Here is a 17,478-nt window from a genome sequence, read left to right as displayed (position 1 = left end):
GTAAGAGGTCTCTGAGTTGCTGAAAACTGCCCTAACCCCACGCTGGTTGCTGGGCTTGCTCCTGGTGCTGGCTCTGTCCAGCGGCTTTGTCATGCTCAGTAAGTGGCAGCTTAACTCATCGACCATGGGGCAGCTTACCGCTGACCCGGCCAAGGATAGGGTAGACCCCTACACCGAAGTTCTCCAACCACACAGTGCTCAGCTCGCTAGCACTGTAGATACTGTAGTTGAAGCGCGAGGTACCTATACTCCAGGCTCCTCCTACCTGGTAGAAAACAGGCTTAAAGATGGTGTCCAAGGCTACTGGGTAATTGCTCTATTCACCCCGGAAGATAGCCAGAACGTGGAAACCAGTATGGGATCTAGCCCCCGGGGTATCGCTGTGGTGCGCGGCTGGTCTAAGGAGCCCCTTGTGCCTCCGGAACCTCAAGGGCCGGTGACGGTAGCCGGTCGTATCGTGGCTAATGACCCACCGGTCAATAGTAACCAGAGACACTCCCAGCTTGAGAACAAGGACCGTTTACTGGGGTCAGCCAGCCCTGCCTACCTCACGAATGTGTGGAACGCCCCGCTCTATGACGGAATCCTGACCCTTGATTCTGAGAGCACAGAGGGGACACCGCTGGCTGATGACGGAACTATAGCTATAAACGCCACCATCATCGGGCAGACCGATAACTTCCTGCCGGTGCGGGCGCCTCAGGTCACCGATGAGAATGTTGACTGGCTCAACATCTTCTACGCCCTAGAATGGCTGGTTTTTGCTGGGTTTGCGCTGTATCTGTGGTATCGCATGCTTAAGGACGCCGTTGAAAAGAAAAATGATCCGGCTCTCTACTTCGAGTATGAGGGGGAGTACTGGGTAGACGAAGAAACCGGCCGCCCCTACTACTACGACCCGGCGGATAAGACCTACTATTATTTCGATGAGGTCCAATCAACTAATAATACCGAGTCACACTAAGATTTCTCAGACAAATAAGGCCTCTGCCAGCTTAACCCTAATCCGGTAACTGGCGCAGAAGAACGAATTAACCCACGAAAGAGGGAACAAGGTGACTGAAGAACCTACCCCCCGCCCGGTCAATCGGATCGATGGCAAGAAAGTAACCCTAGCAGAGGGCAAAGCTGAGGCAAATACACGCGGTGGTTTTACCGTTCGCAAGAAGTTTGGCGGAACGGAGGCCCAGATTCGTGGTGCTCTCACCTTCTATAAGTGGTGCGCCTGGATATCGGGTATCTTCTTGTTGCTGCTGGTTGCTGAGATGATTACGCGTTACATCGTTGGTTATGACCTTATTGCGGGCGGAAGGGATGCGCAGACCGGGCAGAGCCTTGCCCTGGGCTGGCTGAATAGGGAAACCGGTAACCTGCACGGCGGTGTAAATATTTCCACCTGGGTTCTGATCGTTCACGGCTGGTTTTACGTCATTTATCTGATTTCTTGTTTCCGTCTTTGGCTGCTGATGCGCTGGGCATTGCCGCAGATGATTGTGATGGCCTTAGGTGGCGTGGTCCCCTTCCTTTCCTTCATTGTTGAGCACAAGATTCATGCGGAAACCCTCGCCCTGCTCGATTCCAACCCGCAGGCAACTAAACGGTATTAGCCCGGTAGCTACTGCAACTGTTGACAGGTTGGGGGGATGCCTGCCAGCCAGACCCCAATCTGCTTTAGAATAAGACCTATGGAATTCCCTGGGACCGGGTCTTTCGGTTGCCGCTGAGCGTGTACCGTCTATCTGGTCCAAACCCACAACCGAAAAGGTAAACATCTGTGACTACTCACACCCCCAACGAGGAGCTGGATCAGCGCCCGGTATTGGTCGTTGATTATGGCGCCCAGTATGCGCAGCTGATCGCCCGCCGCGTGCGAGAAGCTGGTGTCTATTCGGAGCTGGTGCCTCACACCATGCCAACCGAGAAGATGCTTGCTAAGAACCCTGCAGCCATCATTCTTTCTGGTGGCCCCTCATCTGTTTATGAGGAAGGTGCACCCAAGGGTGACATTGCCCTCTTTGAAGCTGGCATACCCGTATTTGGTATCTGCTATGGTTTCCAGGTCATGGCCCAGACGCTGGGTGGCAAGGTCGCCCAGACCGGTTTGCGTGAATATGGCGCAACCGACGCTGTCCTGTGCGCGCAGAACTCTTCTTTCTTGACCGGTACCCCTGCCACCCAGAACGTGTGGATGAGCCACGGCGACTCTGTGGCTGAAGCCCCCGAAGGTTTTGAGGTTCTGGCTAAGACCCCGGGCGCGACTGTTGCCGCGTTTGTCGACGAGAAGCGTAAGCTCGGTGGCGTGCAGTGGCACCCCGAGGTTAAGCACTCGGACTACGGACAGCTTGCTCTTGAGAACTTCCTGTTTGAGGTTGCGGGTCTGGAGAAGTCCTGGTCAACCGGCAACATCATTGATGAGCAGGTTGCCAAGATCCGGGAGCAGGTAGGCGATGATCAGGTTATCTGTGCTCTGTCTGGCGGCGTTGATTCCTCTGTTGCGGCCGCTCTGGTGCACAAGGCTGTGGGTGATCAGTTGACCTGTTTCTTTATCGACCACGGTCTGCTCCGTGAGGGTGAGCGTGAGCAGGTGGAGCAGGATTACGCCTCCACCATGGGTATCAAGGTTGTAACTATTGATGAGTCTGAGCGGTTCCTTGGTGCCTTGGCAGGTATCACTGAGCCTGAGGCTAAGCGTAAGGCTATTGGCCGCGAGTTTATCCGGTCCTTTGAGGCTGCTCAGCGCAAGCTGATTGAAGAGGCTGGCGCTGAGGGCGGGGACATCAAGTTCTTGGTGCAGGGCACCCTTTACCCCGATGTGGTGGAGTCCGGTGGCGGCGAGGGCGCGGCGAATATCAAGTCGCATCACAATGTGGGTGGCCTCCCCGATGATTTGCAGTTTGAGCTGGTTGAGCCTCTGCGTACGCTGTTCAAGGATGAGGTTCGTGCTATTGGCCGCGAGCTGGGTGTTCCCGAGAAGATTGTTGCGCGTCAGCCTTTCCCCGGCCCCGGTTTGGGTATCCGTGTGATTGGTGAGGTGAACAAGCATAACCTGGATATTCTGCGTGCGGCCGATGCGATCGTGCGTCAAGAGCTGACCGCTGCGGGTATGGACGAGCAGATTTGGCAGTGCCCTGTGGTTCTGTTGGCTGATGTGCGTTCTGTGGGTGTGCAGGGTGATGGCCGTACTTATGGACATCCGATTGTGTTGCGCCCGGTGTCATCTGAGGACGCTATGACCGCAGATTGGTCACGTTTGCCCTATGACCTGTTGGCCAAGATTTCTAACCGGATTACTAATGAGGTGGCTGAGGTCAATCGAGTGGTTCTGGATGTGACTTCAAAGCCTCCGGGAACAATTGAGTGGGAATAACAAAAATTTTCCCCACCTGGGGAAAATAAAATTTTTGTTATTCGCCGAGCATAGCGAAGCGGTGAGGCGGGAAACAGCACGAGCGTGGCGGGTTCCTCTACTTCAATTTTTCGCCCAAGGGTGGGAAATAATGATTGATGTATGCCGAGGTCTTAGCACAGTGTTGAGCCGGTGTCTGTGTGATTCTGGCAAGCAGTTTCAGCCTGGCTTCTTGAATTGTGAGAGTTTTCGTCTCATCTAGTGAATGGGTAGGTGTCTGGAAGGTTCCTACCCATTCTTTTATGCGCAGGGGGTTACAAATTGGGGGAGAGCAGTTAGTTTATTAAGGGAGCTGTTTACCACCCCCCTCGGGTAGGCAGCCCTTCTTCCTGCATATTTCCCCCTAACTGGAAAACGACACACACATGTACCCTTTAACCTTGAGCGGGCCACCCCCACGGCCCGTGAACAGTAGTTTTTTTAAGATAGCTCTTGCGAGTATTGTGCTGGCTCTTGGCAACTGCTTGCCAGCGGCTCATGCCTTGGAGGCTCCGGAGCCCGATGCAGCATCTTTGCCTGTTAGCGCTTACCAAAGTGATTCAGCGCCACCTGAGCCTGGGAGTAAGAGCCCTGGCGCCCAGATGGGCCAGGGCTTGAAGAAAGCCCAGAGCTGGCGTGCTGAGCAACTGGGAAGGGACACAGGTGATGACGTTCAGGCCCAGACCCCTCAGGCCCAGACCCCTCAGGCCCAGACCCCTCAGGCCCAGACCCCTCAGGCCCAGACCCCTCAGGCTGATGCGCTAGGGGTGTACGGCCTGGACGTATCGGGCTGGCAACCTTATATTGACTGGCAAATGGAGTATGCCAAGGGTGCCCGTTTTGCTTATGTCAAGGTGTCGGAGGGCAACTACTATACGTCTCCTACTTTCTCCTCCCAATATGGGGGTGCCCAATCAGTTGGTATGCCGCGAGGCGGCTACCATTTTGCCCTGCCGACTCAGTCGAGCGGTGCTGAACAGGCCCATTTCTTTGTGGCAAATGGTGGTGGATGGAGCCCCGATGGTAGGACTCTGCCCGGCCTGTTGGATATTGAGTACAACCCTTATAGCCAATTCGGTAACACCTGTTTCAATATGACTCAGGCACAGATGGTTGCTTGGATCGATGATTTTGTTCAGACCTACAAAGCCTTGACCGGCCGTTACCCTGCTGTTTATTCAACCACTGACTGGTGGCGAACCTGTACGGGGGATACTCCCCGTTTTAACTACCTGCCCTTGCACCTGGCCAGTTACAGTAGCCTCCCGGGGGCTATGCCCTCGGGCTGGTGGACCTACGATATCTGGCAGTACTCATCGACCGGCCCCTTTGCTGGGGACTCTAACTATTTCAACGGGTCAGTGCGCGATTTGAGGGCTTTCGCAACATTCTTTAATTACAAGCCGGTGGGTGGTGTTTCGCCCTATCAGAGCCCTGCTGCCTTCCGGGACGTCTCGGCTAGCCACGTTTTCGCTGGTGAAATTAATTGGTTGGCTTCTGCAGGCCTTACGCGGGGCTGGCCTGATGGTACTTTCCGACCTGAGGCGAGTATCTCGCGTGAGGCCATGGCCGCCTTTATCTACCGTATGGCTGGTTCGCCTGCTTATACGCCGCCGCAGGCTTCTCGTTTTCGTGATGTTCCTGTGACTCACCCCTTCTATAAAGAAATTAACTGGTTGGCTGACCGCGGCATTAGCCAGGGCTGGCCCGATGGAACTTACCGGCCTGGTGAGAGTATCTCGCGTGAGGCTATGGCGGCTTTCTTCTACCGCTTAGCTGGTGAGCCTGCTACCAGTGCTGGTTCGGTCTTCTCCGATGTCTCTGCCCAGCATGCTTTTGCTCGTGAGATTAGGTGGTTCGCTGATCAGGGTATTACTCAGGGCTGGGCCGATGGTACGTTCCGCCCGCAGGCACCAACGACTAGGGCAGCTATGGCGGCTTTCATGTACCGCTACACTTACCGTCCCTAGTATGTGATCTATCCATTTCCGAGTGGATCACAGCTACAAAGAGCCCCGCCCCCGTGATAGGGGCGGGGCTCTGACTCTGCGGCGACCTTTGAGGTGCTGGTAGAATCACAAAGCTTGAGGTGCTTGAGCCGAAGCTGAAACAGGGGCTCAAATCAGCAGTCAGGGGCTTGTGCACCCAAAATATCTAGCAAATATAAATGATGGTGCGCTCCTGGAAACTAAGCAACTACTCGATAGATCTTTGCCTCGTAGGGGCGCAGGGCGCTCCCGGCATCATCTGCATAGTTGCTCAGTACTAGCTCTACCCCCGGTAGTGCTGCCAGCTCAAATTCGCGAGTCAGCTCACGGTCGGTAAAGTTAGCAACCACGAGCAGTTTCTCCCCTTCACCGTGACGTTCGTAGGCGTAAACCTCGGTGTCCTCAGGGGCAAGAGGAACAAAAGTGCCGTAGACCAGCAGGTCTTTAAGCTCACCTCGGCGCAGGGCTAGGAGCTGACGGTAATGGTGCCAGAGTGAGTCGGGGCGGCTCATTGCTTCTTCAGCGTTGATGTCCACATAGTTGGGGTTCAGCCCAATCCAGGGTTCAGCGGTACTGAATCCGGCCTTGTGCCCAGCTGACCACTGCATGGGGGTGCGGGCATTATCTCGACCCTTGAGATGGATGAGAGCCATAGCCTCATCGGCGCTGATCTGCTGGCGCTGGGTGACAAGATCGTCGTAGAAGTTGATGGAGTCGAGGTCCTTGTAATCCTCAATCGACTCGAACTTCACGTTGGTCATGCCCATTTCTTCGCCCTGGTAGATATAGGGAGTACCCTGCATGCCGTGGAGTACTGTTGCCAGCATCTTGCCGGATCGCTCCCGGTATTCGGGGCTGTCGTTCCCAAAACGGGAGACGATGCGGGGCTGGTCGTGGTTGTTCCAGTAGAGTGAACCCCAGGCCTTGCCTGCCAGCTCAAGCTGCCAGGTGTTGAGAACCTGTTTGAGGGCGGTCAGCTCAAGGGGCTGATATGACCATTTGCCCTCACCGGGGGCGTTATCCAGGCCGACGTGCTCAAAGTGGAAAATCATGTGGAGCTCATCGGAGGTGAAGCCCGAGAACTGAACTGCATCCTGGGGGCTGGTGCAGCTCATCTCACCCACGGTCATGCAGTCGTAGTGGTCAAAGGTTGCCATGTTCAGCTCGTGCATCCATTCGTGAACGCGGGTGCCGTTTTTGATAACAAAGGGGATAGATGAGCTGTGCTTGTCGGGCACAACCGACGGGTCATCGGGTAAGCCCTCGGGCTTAGAGATAATGTTGATAGCGTCCAAGCGGAAACCGTCAACACCCTTATCGAGCCAGAAGTTCACCAGGTCGAAGATTTCCTGGCGCACGGCGGGGTTCTCCCAGTTCAGGTCGGGCTGCTTAACCGAGAACATGTGCAGGTACCACTGGTCTGTATGTTCGTCGTACTTCCAGGCGGGCCCGCCAAATTCGCTACCCCAGTTGTTGGGGGGTAGGGGCTTACCTTCAGCATCCACACCGGAGGAGTCGCGCCAGATGTAGTAGTTGCGGTAGGGGTTATCCCGGCTTGAGCGGGCCTGCTTGAACCACTCATGCTCGTCGGAGGAATGATTGACGACCAGATCCATGAGAATTTTGATGCCCAGTGAATGGGCGGTCTCCAGCATGGTGTCGAAATCTTCCATGGTGCCGAACTCGGGCATAATGGCTCGGTAATCGCTGATGTCATAGCCCATGTCGTCGTTGGGTGATGCAAAGACCGGGGAAAGCCAGATGACGTTGATACCTAGCTCTGCTAGATAGGGCAGGCGGGCTGTGATACCCGGGATATCGCCGACACCGTTGCCGGTGGAATCCTGGAAGCTACGGGGCCAAATCTGGTAGACGACCGCTTCTTTCCACCATTTTTTACCTGAATTATCTGCCATGGGTGCTCCTTGTTGTGCGTGCTTAGATCTTATGGGATAGGGGTTAAGGCCAGCTTACCGTCAGGCTTGGTAGAGATAGACTTTGGCCTCGTAGGGTCGCAGGGTGTTTTGGGCGTCATCGGGGTAGTTAGATGTCAGCAGAGTATGTTCTCCTGCGGGCTCTTGATAGGTGCGCTCCAGGGTGCTATCGGTGAAGTTGGCAATGACCAATAGAGTCTCTTGCTCCGATGCGCCGGTACCGTGCCGGTAGTAGGCGTAGACCTGCTCATCCTTGGGGTCTAGGAGCTCATAGGTCCCGTTGACCATGATCGGGTGCTGGCGGCGGAGGGCAATGAGATGCTGGTAGTGGTAGAAGACCGAACCGGGGTCAGCGAGTGCCTCTTCCGCGTTGATTTCGGTGTAGCGGGGGTTGAGTTTGAGCCAGGGTTTTCCGCCTGTAAACCCTGCGTGGGCTTCTGCCTTCCACTGGATAGGGGTGCGGGCATTATCGCGCCCGGACTGAGAAATGTAGCGGAGCATATCTTCGTGGCTGACCAGCCCAGAGCCAACCAGCTTGCGGTAGGCATCGTGAATCTCGATGTCCTTGTAGTCCTCGATATTTTCAAAGTAGACGTTGGTCATGCCGAGTTCTTCACCCTGGTAGATGTAGGGGGTGCCCTGTAAACAGTGGAGTACGGTGCCGAGCATCTTGGCTGAGAGTACCCGGTATTCGGGCGAGTCGTTACCAAAGCGGGAGACCGCGCGGGGCTGGTCGTGGTTGTTCCAGTAGAGGGCGTTCCATGCTTTACCGGACAGGTCGTTTTGCCAGCGGCTGAGGGTGTCTTTGAGGTCTACGAGCTTGAAGCGGGTGTCGTTCCACTTACCCAGGGCCGGGTTAGGGTTGCCGTCCAGGCCCATGTGCTCAAACTGGAAGAGGGTTTGGAGTTCGCCCCGGTCAAAGCCGGTGTAGAGCAAGCCATCTGCGGTATCGACGTGTGGAGTTTCGCCCACGGTAATCACGGGGTACTTGCTAAGAACTTCACGGTTCATCTCTTGAAGGAACTCGTGGACGCGGGGACCGTTGGCCACCATACCCAGCGAATCGGTCTTAGACCCAGCGGCCACAGCCGGGTCATCGGGGTAGGCAGGGTCCTTGGAAATGAGGTTAATGACGTCCATGCGGAAGCCGTCTACGCCCTTATCCAGCCAGAAACGCATAAGGTCATAGACCTCCTGGCGGACGGTGGGGTTCTCCCAGTTCAGGTCTGGTTGTTTGACTGAGAACATGTGTAGGTAGAACTGTTCTGTAGTCGGTTCCCATTCCCAGGTGGACGGTGAAAAAGCGGCAATCCAGTTGGTGGGCGGGATTGGCTCTCCCCGTTCGGTATACCCGGCGGGGTCTTTCCAGATGTAGTAGTCGCGGTAGGGGTTATCCTTACTGCTCTTGGCCTGGATGAACCACTCGTGTTCATCGGAGGTGTGGTTGACAACCAAGTCCATCATGATTTTGATACCCGCTTGGTGAGCGGCGGCCAGTAGGGTATCGAAGTCGTCCATGGTGCCAAACTCAGGCATAATGGCCCGGTAATCGGAAATGTCGTAGCCGTTATCATGGTTGGGTGACTTGTAGATGGGGGAGAGCCAGATAAGGTCTACCCCCAGCCTGGCCAGGTAGGGAATCTTCTCGGTGATACCGGGTAGGTCACCGATGCCGTCGCCGTTGGAGTCTTTGAAACTGCGTGGGTAAATCTGGTAGACAACGGGTTCCTGCCACCAGGCTGTTTCGCGGTGAGATGGGGCGGTCATGGGGTACCTTCCTCAGACTGTAGGAGAGAAACGATTTAGAGGTTGAGAGTGAGCAAAAGCCCGGAGTGGTCCGAGATAGCCTGATCTGATGTATCGGGAAACACCACGCTGTGCTGGGCCACCTCAAGAGGCTGGTTGGCTAAGACCAGGTCAATCCGGAGGGCTTGGGTGAAGTTAGTCCAGCCGTGGATAGCCTTATGCACAGTATGCTCCCCTTGAATCTGGCTTGCGGTCAGATAGGTATCGTGCCAGCCCAAAGACCGCATGAGCGTGTACCCCTCATCGGTTACCTCTGCCGCATTATTGAAGTCACCGGCAAGTAATACTGTCTCAGAGCCAGCAAGCTCTCTGAGAGACCTATTGAGAATCTCAAATTCCTGTGCAAAGAGCGAGGCCCCCTCTACTTCCCACCAGCTCATGTGGGCGCTTGTAACCCACAGGCCACCGTGCTCAGCGCCCAGCTTGGCAGCAATGACGACCCTGCGCGCAACGTCCTGATCCGTGTAAGTAGGGGACACATCGATACACTCAAGCCTTTGCATCGGCTCGCGAGTGAGCAGCGCGACCCCCTCGTCATAGCGCTCAAAACCGAGATGGGAGACCGCCCAGGCCCAATGGTAGGGGCGATCTAGCTCTGCCAGGAATTGGTTGAGCAGTAGCGCAAAATTGTCCTGACGCACGGGGCGGTCAGCCCCGCCCGCATACCCCAGCGGATGCTCAAGGATGGGGGAGTGGATAAACTGGTTAACCTCCTGCAAGGCCACGGCATCAATTTTTTGTTGGACGATAAACTGCGCCAGCTCATAGATTTTGGAAACCTGGTGAATCTCAAGCCAACTGTGGGTATTGAGGGTTAGGAGCTTCATAGCGGCCTCGGCTCATTCTTTCGTGCCCTGACATTTTCTCTGCTCCATTTATCCTAGGTAAAACCCCGCCATAGCGCCCCCGGTAGTAGGGGCCCCGGGGCCGGTATTTTTACCGGCTCCCGTAAAACGTGCCAGTTCGTGGCATTAATTCCAAAGTGAGTATAAGCGGGGGACTAATAGAACAGAGGGTGATTAGATAGGCCTAGTACTTACACGGTCAGCACTTGACAGATCCCACTTGCCCCAGAGGCAAAGGGACAGGTGCGACCTACACACGAAAGGTTCTTATCCGATGATGGAGAAGATTCAGAGGTTCGGCTCGGCCATGTTAGCCCCCGTCCTCATCTTTGCATTCGCCGGTCTTGCCGTTGGTATCGCTATCATCTGCAAGAACGAGCAGCTTCTAGGCGGTATTGCCGCTGAGGGTACCGGCTGGTATAACTTCTGGTCAGTCTGGGAGTCAGGAGCCTGGACCGTCTTTAACCAGATGGAACTCCTCTTTGTTCTGGGTCTTCCTATTGCCTTGGCGAAGACCGCTCAGGCCCGCGCGGTTCTTGAAGCGGGTATGGTTTACCTGACCTTCAACTACTTCGTTGCTTCAATCCTGAGCATCTGGGGCGAGAACTTTGGCGTTGACTACAGCGTAGATCTTTCAGAAGGTGCTGCCGGTACCGGTCTGAAGATGATTGCCGGTATCAAGACTCTGGACACCGGTATCTTCGGTGCTATTATCATCTCCGCCATCGTGGTCTGGCTGCATAACCGCTACTTCGGCACTAAACTTCCCGATTTCCTGGGTATCTTCCAGGGTACCCAGTACGTCTACGGTCTGGGCTTCTTCCTCATGATGCCTGTAGCTCTTGCCTTTGTTATGGTCTGGCCTACCATTCAGACCGGTATCGGGTCTCTCCAGGGCTTTTTCATGAACTCTGGTGTGTTCGGTGTTTGGCTCTACACCTTCCTAGAGCGCATCCTGATTCCCACCGGCCTGCATCACTTCATCTACACACCTTTCGTCTTCGGCCCGGCTGTTGTTCCCGATGGCATCACCAAGTACTGGGTTGCTAACCTGGATACCTTTGCTAACAGCACCACTCCCGTCAAGGAACTCTTCCCCGGTGGCGGTTTTGCCCTGCACGGTAACTCCAAGGTCTTCGGCCCTCTGGGTATTGCAGCGGCTTTCTTCACCACCGCTCGCCCCGAGAAGCGCAAGGAAACCCTGGCACTGCTAATACCGGTTTGCTTGACCGCAATGCTGATTGGTATTACCGAGCCCCTGGAATTTACCTTCCTCTTCCTTGCACCTCCGCTCTTCGCCGTCCACGCGGTTCTCGCGGCAACAATGTCCGCTACCATGTATGGCTTCGGCGTTGTGGGCAACATGGGCGGCGGTCTGATTGACTTCCTCTTCCAAAACTGGATCCCCATGTGGCCCAACCACTCAGGTATGGTGCTGACCCAGATTGCTATCGGCCTCTGCTTCACTCTTATCTACTTTGTGGTCTTCCGCTTCCTCATCCTCAAATTTGATTTCAAGACCCCCGGGCGTGAAGCCGATGGCGGCCAAACCAAGCTCTACACCAAGGCTGAATACAAGGAAGCCAAAAAGAAGGGTGCCCTGGGGGCTGAGGACGCCGCTGCGGGTCTTGCTACCGCAGAAGCAACCGACCCCTACACCCAGCGAGCAAGCGACTTCCTGGCTCTCTTGGGCGGCCCTGAAAATATCGCCCAAGTCAATAACTGCGCGACCCGCCTGCGAATCTCCGTTGATAACCCCGAGCTGGTGGGAACCGAAGCTGACTTTAAGTCAGCAGGTGCGCTTGGCCTGGTCAATAAGGGTAAGGCCCTGCAAGTCATTGTGGGTATGGACGTGCCCCAGGTCCGTGACAAGTTCGAGGAACTGGTCAATAAAGGTAAATAAGGCCTAGCCATTTATTTTCCCATCGAGGGCTTCTGAGAAAACACCTATACTGTAATCACCGCAGTGACCGTGAAAGACTCAGGAGCCCTTGGTGGATTTACAAGAACTTGTCAACGCGCACCAAAGCCGTTTGAGCGACACCGAACGCGAGATACTCGCTTTCATGTTGAACAACGAAGAGTTTGTCGCCGATTCCACTATTAGCGCCCTGGCGCACAGGACTTTCACTTCAACCTCCAGCATCATCAGGTTGACCAAGAAACTGGGTTTCTCGGGTTTTGCCGAGCTAAAGTTCTTTGTCAAGAACTCCCTAGCTGGGCCCACGACTCCTCCTATTGATTTTCTGGAAAGCGGGCGCAACGACATCCTCACAACCTATGAGGGGTTGATGGCTACCGACTTCACGCCTATTGTGCAGAAGATTGACACCGCACGAACTATTTACTGCTACGGCACCGGGTTCGCCCAGCGGACCGCGATTCAGGAGTTCTCCAAATCGTTGCTAACCTGCGGAAAATTTACACACGTTATCCCTGCTTCGACTGAGTTCAGGGGCAGCATCGGGGTGATGAAACCAGAAGACCTGGTGATTATTGCTTCCCTGTCCGGTGAAACCGAGAGTGCCCTACCCACAGTTCGGGCATTGGCCTCGCGGAAGGTGCCCATGATCGCTATCACGGCTCTGGGTGTTAACTCTATTTCGGCAGTGGCTGAGCACGCCCTTCACTATGAGAGCACCCCGACCGTGACCAGCATCCATACGGAGCCCTTCCACTCTTTTGTGACCTTGAGCGTGCTCTTGGACCATATCGTTCGCCAGTACATCCAGTACCTTGACCTTAAAGAAAAAGATTCATGAATTCCATCTTCTACGCCCTGCGTAATACCCAAAAACTGCGAACCTTTATGTTCTGGTACTGGATCGTTAGCCCCTTTATCTACTTTTCCTACCAGTATGCAGTGTCCCAAAGTGCGCAGGTGAGTATCAGAGAAATGCTCAACCAACCTGCTATTGCTCTAGCATTTATCACCAGCTGTATTTCAATTATTATGGCCGGTCTGCTTAGGGGTGCTGAGGTCGAGAATGAAAGCACAGAGCGTATTTTTGGCATTTTTGCCGTGGCGCAACAATTACTGGTCGGTAATATTCCCGGATTTTTGTTGAGCTATTTTTATACTCGTTCCCTCTGGGACACCACTGGCGAGCCCTTCGCCCCCCGCATGAAGTGGGTGCTCCTGGGCGGCATGGCACTTATTGGCTTTCTCTCTTTGCTCGTTTTGGTCGCAAATTTTAACCTCTATATTGCAGGCTAGATAGGTTCCTAACCGTCCCGGGGATTCTGCTCTCATCAGGAAAAGCTTGCCGCGTGAAGTCTTATTAAGTCATGGTCACACTTTCTCGAGTACAGCGGAAAGATAAGCCGCAACCAGTCTTTACTGCAGTAGTAGCTTGAAGGAGCAACTATGATAGTAGAGACATAAAAACGTGCAGAAAGCCAGAGTATTTCAGTGAACGAGCAGGTTGCACCCAAACCAGCCTTGGGACATGACTATGCCCAGCCCCCTACCCCCCAATCAACCCGGGGGGATACTGGCGTTGGCACCGTAGCTGAGCACGCCCCAGATTCCTCCCCTGCGGTCACTGACGACCAGACCACCGCCCAGATCCAGGCTGGCCTTGAGGCCTGGGCTGAGCAGATGGAAATCTACACCGGCCCCGATGCCATGCTTGACTTCAATCAGGTTGACTATGTGCATATTGATTTGACTGAGGCAAATTCGTCGGGTGTTGCTCAGATGTTCATGGGGCGCAAGACCCGCCTATCGACCATTCTGCGCGATAAAGCAAGACTAGAAAGCGGCATGGTTGCCGCCCGGGCCTTACGCACTAAAATCTTTGAGCTGGCCACCGGCCACGGGCTAGACGCCGGCTACTTCGTAGCGGGTACAGCCTCCTGGCTCTCCCACGACATTCGTGAGGGCCGCATGATAGGGGAGAAACGTTTTATTGCCCCTATTCTGATGGCACCGCTCAGCCTGACCCCGCACCCCACCAGCGATGACTTTGAGGTTCAGATAACCGGCCCCGCCCAGCTGAACCCCGCTATGGTACGTCAAATCAAAAAAGAGTACGGGATTAACCTGGGCACCATGGACGTTGCTCAGCTAGCAAACTCCATGAGCAAGCTGGACCCAGAGCCCGTGATTGAGAGAATGAGGGCAACTACCGGGAATATCCCCGGCATGACCATTCAGTCCAACTATTTCATCTCAACATTTGCTGACCTGAAAGAAAGCACGGGTGAACTGCCGGCTGATGCCCACACCGATCTGGTGCGTGATATAGCCCAGCTCAAGCTCAACCCGCTTGAGAAGCCTTTTGTGGCACCGATTTATAACAACCGGCCCTCACTGGATACCCGTGACCCCGACACCGACATGCTGGTGCTTGACGCCGATGCCAGAGCTCAGGAAATCGTTGACTTAGCGCACCAGGGCCACTCCATGACCGTAACAGCGGCACCGGGCACCGATCAGCTGGGTACCGCAGTCAATATAGCGGCGGCCCTTATCCACCAGGGTAAGTCTGTTCTGGTGGTCGGTGAGAAGCGCTCAACCCTGGCAGATTTTGGCCGGGTACTCAACCGGGTTCACATGACTGATTTGGCCTTCACACTATTGGTTGAGCGGAGTCCAGAAGAGTACCGCCAGGAGTTTATTCAGGCGATTATTCGCGATGAGAAAGCACCCGCCCCAAACGTCAGCGAGATTCACCGGGAGCTTGTCGAAACCCGCAATAAATTACGCGGCCACACTGAGTCATTGCGCTTTACCGAGTCGCGCTGGGGCTGCTCAGTTTACGATGCCCTACAGACCCTAGCGGCTCTCACCGCGCAGGAAGAGCCCCCCGCCACCCGTGTGCGCCTACCCCGCAAGACTATGGACGCTCTGGTGTCCCGTAGCGCTACCGTTCAGCGCCTGCAGAGGTACGCGGAACTGGGAGGTTTTCGCCCCTCGACCCGTGTCTCGGCCTGGTACAAGGCTAAGCTGGCCAGCGCCGAAGATACCGCTGCGGCTCACAACCTGGTTAAGAGTCTGAGTGCCTCGCTGGCAAATGTTTCGGCCAAGATGCGACTGATGGCTGATGAGACCGGTATGGAACAGGCCACCACCATGGACGACTGGGGTCTGCAACTTGATTTACTGGAGAGAATTTCGGAGACGCTGACCTACTTCAGGGCAGATATTTTTGACCGCCCGGTCACCGATTTAATTGCGGCAACCGCCAGCAGCACCTGGCGGCGCGAGCACGGCATCGAGATGTCAAGCATTCAGCGTACCCGCCTGCGTAAGACCGCTAAGGAACATATTGTCCCCGGTGAGTCTGTTCTAGACCTTCACGAGAGCCTGTTCATTGTTCAGGGCCAGCGGGAGGAATGGATTACCTGGGTCAAGGACCAGCGCCTTCCTCTAATTCCCCGGAACCTGGCTGAGTTGCGTGCTGATTACATGCGCCTGCTCGATGAGTTTACCGGTCTAGCTATCGTGCTGGAGGATTCACCGGCTGGTACCCGTTTCGCACAGACCCGTTTGAGTGCACTTGAGAATCGCCTAAATTCTCTGGTGGAGGATCAGTGGTTGCTCCAGACCTTGCCAGAACGCGAAAGCCTCTACCGCCAGCTGTCCGAGATGGGGCTCTCGGAACTGCTTGCCGACTTTTATGAGCGCCAGCTTGATGCTGGGGCTGTCCCAGCTGAACTTGAGTTGGCCTGGTGGCAGACCGCTTTGGAAATGATGCTGGCTTCGCAAGAGCTTGAGATTCTCAACGGTGATGCCCTACGTGCCCTCGAGACCCGGTTCCGCAGGGCTGACTACTCCCATATCTCATCGGGGCCCGCGCGCCTGCACGCCGCTGTAGCTGATACCTGGCGACGTCGGATCCAGGAAGAAGAACAACAGACGGCTTACCTGCGGAGCCAGCTCAAGGCACACGAGTTTAACCTGGGACAGGTGCTGACACACTCACCTAAGATGGCAACCACGCTGCTACCCTTATGGATTGCAAGCCCCTTCTCGCTATCGGGCAAGGTACCAACCAGCATGCGTTTTGATGCGGTAATCCTCCTCGATGCTGAGTCCACTCCGCTCGCGGCAAACCTGCCTGCTCTCATTCGCGCTGAACAGGTTATTGCCTTGGGTGACCCGCACAGCGGTTTCCCTGCACCCTTTATGGTCTCTGCTGTTGCACGGAACGCACCCCCTGTCCGTGACCAGAAGATTGTCAGCACCTTTGAGGCGCTGTCACGGATACTACCGGGGCGTAGCCTCTCTACCGTAAACCGTGCTGTGGATTCGGCACTCTTTGCTTATCTCAACGAGCACTTCTATCGGGGTGAGCTATCAAGCTACCCCTGGGGCGAAGAGATCACCGATGACACTCCGGCCCTAACCGTGGAGTATGTCAACGTCACCGGCAAGGTTTCTGAGAACGCCAGCCTTGATTCGCCCAGCCCGGAGGTGCAAAAAGTCGCCGAGATGGTGATTGAGCACGCTTACCGTACCCCCAGGCAGACCCTGGCGGTTGTGACCGCTACAGCTCGCCATGCCCAGCGTATCGCTGAGGCTGTGCGTCAGATGCTGGTACGCTACCCGCAGTTCACCCCCTTCTTCGCTGCTGGTGATGAGTCCTTCCGTGTGGTCGATGTGTCTCGCGCGGTTGATATGGAACGCGACGTCATTATCTTCGCTTTGGGGGCTGGAAAACTTGCCCAGGGAGCGGCCCACCACTTTGGGCATCTATCTGAGCGGTACGGTCGTGAGAGCTTTGTGCTAGCTATGACCCGGGCTCGTCACCTCACTCGTTTTGTCACCTGTCTAAGCCCGGAAGACCTAGACCCCCAACGCCTCGAGTACGGTGCCTTCGATGTCTACCGCCTACTTCTTGCCTACCGCAAAGAGCAGGAAGTCAAGGCTCAGCGGCAGATGGCTGGCCCGATTACCGATCAGTTGCCGGTCAATGAGTTCCTCACTAACGATCACCTCGAAGCAATTGATATGGGGGACTGGCTGCTCAATGATCTCTTGCGCCGGTTGAACCCTCAGTCCACGACCTTGCACCAGTCGCCGGTTCCGCTGCTGTCGCTGGTGATGACCAGTGATCAGGATTCACTGCTTGCCGGTGCTATGGCTAGCCCACGTACACGTAAGCTGATGAGCGGTCAGGAACATGTCATTCCTGCTCGGGTGCCTTTGGCTCTTATCTCCGATGGTTCTGACGCCTATGCGGCTTTGAGCGTGCGTGAACGGTCCCGCCTGATTCCTGAGCTTTTAGCCCGTACTGGCTGGAATCATATGACCTGCTGGACCATTGAGGCCTTCTCTGACCCCGAAGCTGTTGTCCGCCGAATCAACAGCTACCTGGGCCTGGGGAAAGACAGCTAGCGCATGACTGCCTCAGAGAGCGCTCCGGAAGAGAGCAAGGATAATACTCGGTTCAGTCCGGTTCCTCGGCCTAGACGGGGCAACCGTCGCGCAAAGGGGGGCTCCCCCATCGGGGGGAAAGAACCCCGCCTTGCAGGTCTAGAGCCTCCTGTACGTCAGCTAGCACCTGAAAATG

11 protein-coding genes are annotated in these 17,478 nt (G+C 55.4%); 8 read left to right on the top strand and 3 right to left on the bottom strand.

Annotation, left to right across the window (positions count from 1 at the left end; genetic code table 11):
• The first annotated feature begins 16 nt into the window (after window positions 1-16).
• From ACN08V_RS06315 to ACN08V_RS06300, 4 genes are all read left to right on the top strand, one after another.
• The gene (locus tag ACN08V_RS06315; protein WP_419104924.1) at window positions 17-964 is read left to right on the top strand and encodes an SURF1 family cytochrome oxidase biogenesis protein; all 948 of its coding nucleotides are present in this window, start codon (window positions 17-19) and stop codon (window positions 962-964) included.
• 91 nt (window positions 965-1,055) lie between these two features.
• A complete protein-coding gene (locus tag ACN08V_RS06310) occupies window positions 1,056-1,607 on the top strand; it encodes a DUF3817 domain-containing protein (protein ID WP_419104923.1) in 552 nt (183 codons plus the stop codon).
• A gap of 167 nt (window positions 1,608-1,774) precedes the next feature.
• Entirely contained in the window at window positions 1,775-3,367 is a 1,593-nt protein-coding gene (gene guaA, locus ACN08V_RS06305; protein ID WP_419104922.1) for a glutamine-hydrolyzing GMP synthase, read from the top strand.
• A gap of 632 nt (window positions 3,368-3,999) precedes the next feature.
• On the top strand, window positions 4,000-5,355 hold the full coding sequence (locus ACN08V_RS06300) for a GH25 family lysozyme (RefSeq protein WP_419104921.1): 1,356 nt from the start codon (window positions 4,000-4,002) through the stop codon (window positions 5,353-5,355).
• 218 nt (window positions 5,356-5,573) lie between these two features.
• Here ACN08V_RS06300 and ACN08V_RS06295 read toward each other — a convergent pair whose 3' ends face one another.
• From ACN08V_RS06295 to ACN08V_RS06285, 3 genes are read right to left on the bottom strand one after another with little or no spacing between them, the layout of a single operon-like run.
• The gene (locus tag ACN08V_RS06295; protein ID WP_419104920.1) at window positions 5,574-7,289 is read right to left on the bottom strand and encodes a glycoside hydrolase family 13 protein; all 1,716 of its coding nucleotides are present in this window, start codon (window positions 7,287-7,289) and stop codon (window positions 5,574-5,576) included.
• A gap of 60 nt (window positions 7,290-7,349) precedes the next feature.
• Window positions 7,350-9,074 (bottom strand): glycoside hydrolase family 13 protein, encoded by a 1,725-nt coding sequence (locus tag ACN08V_RS06290; protein WP_419104919.1) that lies wholly within the window; start codon window positions 9,072-9,074, stop codon window positions 7,350-7,352.
• Between the two features lie 35 nt (window positions 9,075-9,109).
• Complete coding sequence (locus tag ACN08V_RS06285; protein WP_419104918.1) at window positions 9,110-9,940, bottom strand: endonuclease/exonuclease/phosphatase family protein; 831 nt, start codon at window positions 9,938-9,940, stop codon at window positions 9,110-9,112.
• Between the two features lie 343 nt (window positions 9,941-10,283).
• Here ACN08V_RS06285 and ACN08V_RS06280 point away from each other — a divergent pair, with 343 nt between their 5' ends.
• From ACN08V_RS06280 to ACN08V_RS06265, 4 genes are all read left to right on the top strand, one after another.
• Window positions 10,284-11,861, top strand: coding sequence for an alpha-glucoside-specific PTS transporter subunit IIBC (locus ACN08V_RS06280; protein WP_419104941.1), 1,578 nt, complete (start codon window positions 10,284-10,286; stop codon window positions 11,859-11,861).
• Window positions 11,862-11,952: 91 nt separating this feature from the next.
• The gene (locus tag ACN08V_RS06275; RefSeq protein WP_419104917.1) at window positions 11,953-12,720 is read left to right on the top strand and encodes a MurR/RpiR family transcriptional regulator; all 768 of its coding nucleotides are present in this window, start codon (window positions 11,953-11,955) and stop codon (window positions 12,718-12,720) included.
• Window positions 12,717-13,175, top strand: coding sequence for a cell shape determination protein CcmA (locus ACN08V_RS06270; RefSeq protein ID WP_419104916.1), 459 nt, complete (start codon window positions 12,717-12,719; stop codon window positions 13,173-13,175). The genes ACN08V_RS06275 and ACN08V_RS06270 overlap by 4 nt, the downstream gene beginning before the upstream one ends.
• 195 nt (window positions 13,176-13,370) lie before the next feature.
• A complete protein-coding gene (locus ACN08V_RS06265) occupies window positions 13,371-17,303 on the top strand; it encodes a DEAD/DEAH box helicase (protein WP_419104915.1) in 3,933 nt (1,310 codons plus the stop codon).
• Window positions 17,304-17,478: the final 175 nt, after the last annotated feature.

The sequence above is a fragment of the Rothia sp. P5766 genome, from assembly GCF_048513555.1.
Classification (GTDB): Bacteria; Actinomycetota; Actinomycetes; order Actinomycetales; family Micrococcaceae; genus Rothia.
This window is presented reverse-complemented; position numbering and strand designations above follow the sequence as displayed.

Bases quoted from the DNA above. Each gene is read 5' to 3' on its own strand.
- ACN08V_RS06290 (WP_419104919.1), bottom strand. From the start codon at position 9,074: ATGACCGCCCCATCTCACCGCGAAACAGCCTGGTGGCAGGAACCCGTT.
- ACN08V_RS06270 (WP_419104916.1), top strand. From the start codon at position 12,717: ATGAATTCCATCTTCTACGCCCTGCGTAATACCCAAAAACTGCGAACC.
- ACN08V_RS06285 (WP_419104918.1), bottom strand. From the start codon at position 9,940: ATGAAGCTCCTAACCCTCAATACCCACAGTTGGCTTGAGATTCACCAG.
- ACN08V_RS06295 (WP_419104920.1), bottom strand. From the start codon at position 7,289: ATGGCAGATAATTCAGGTAAAAAATGGTGGAAAGAAGCGGTCGTCTAC.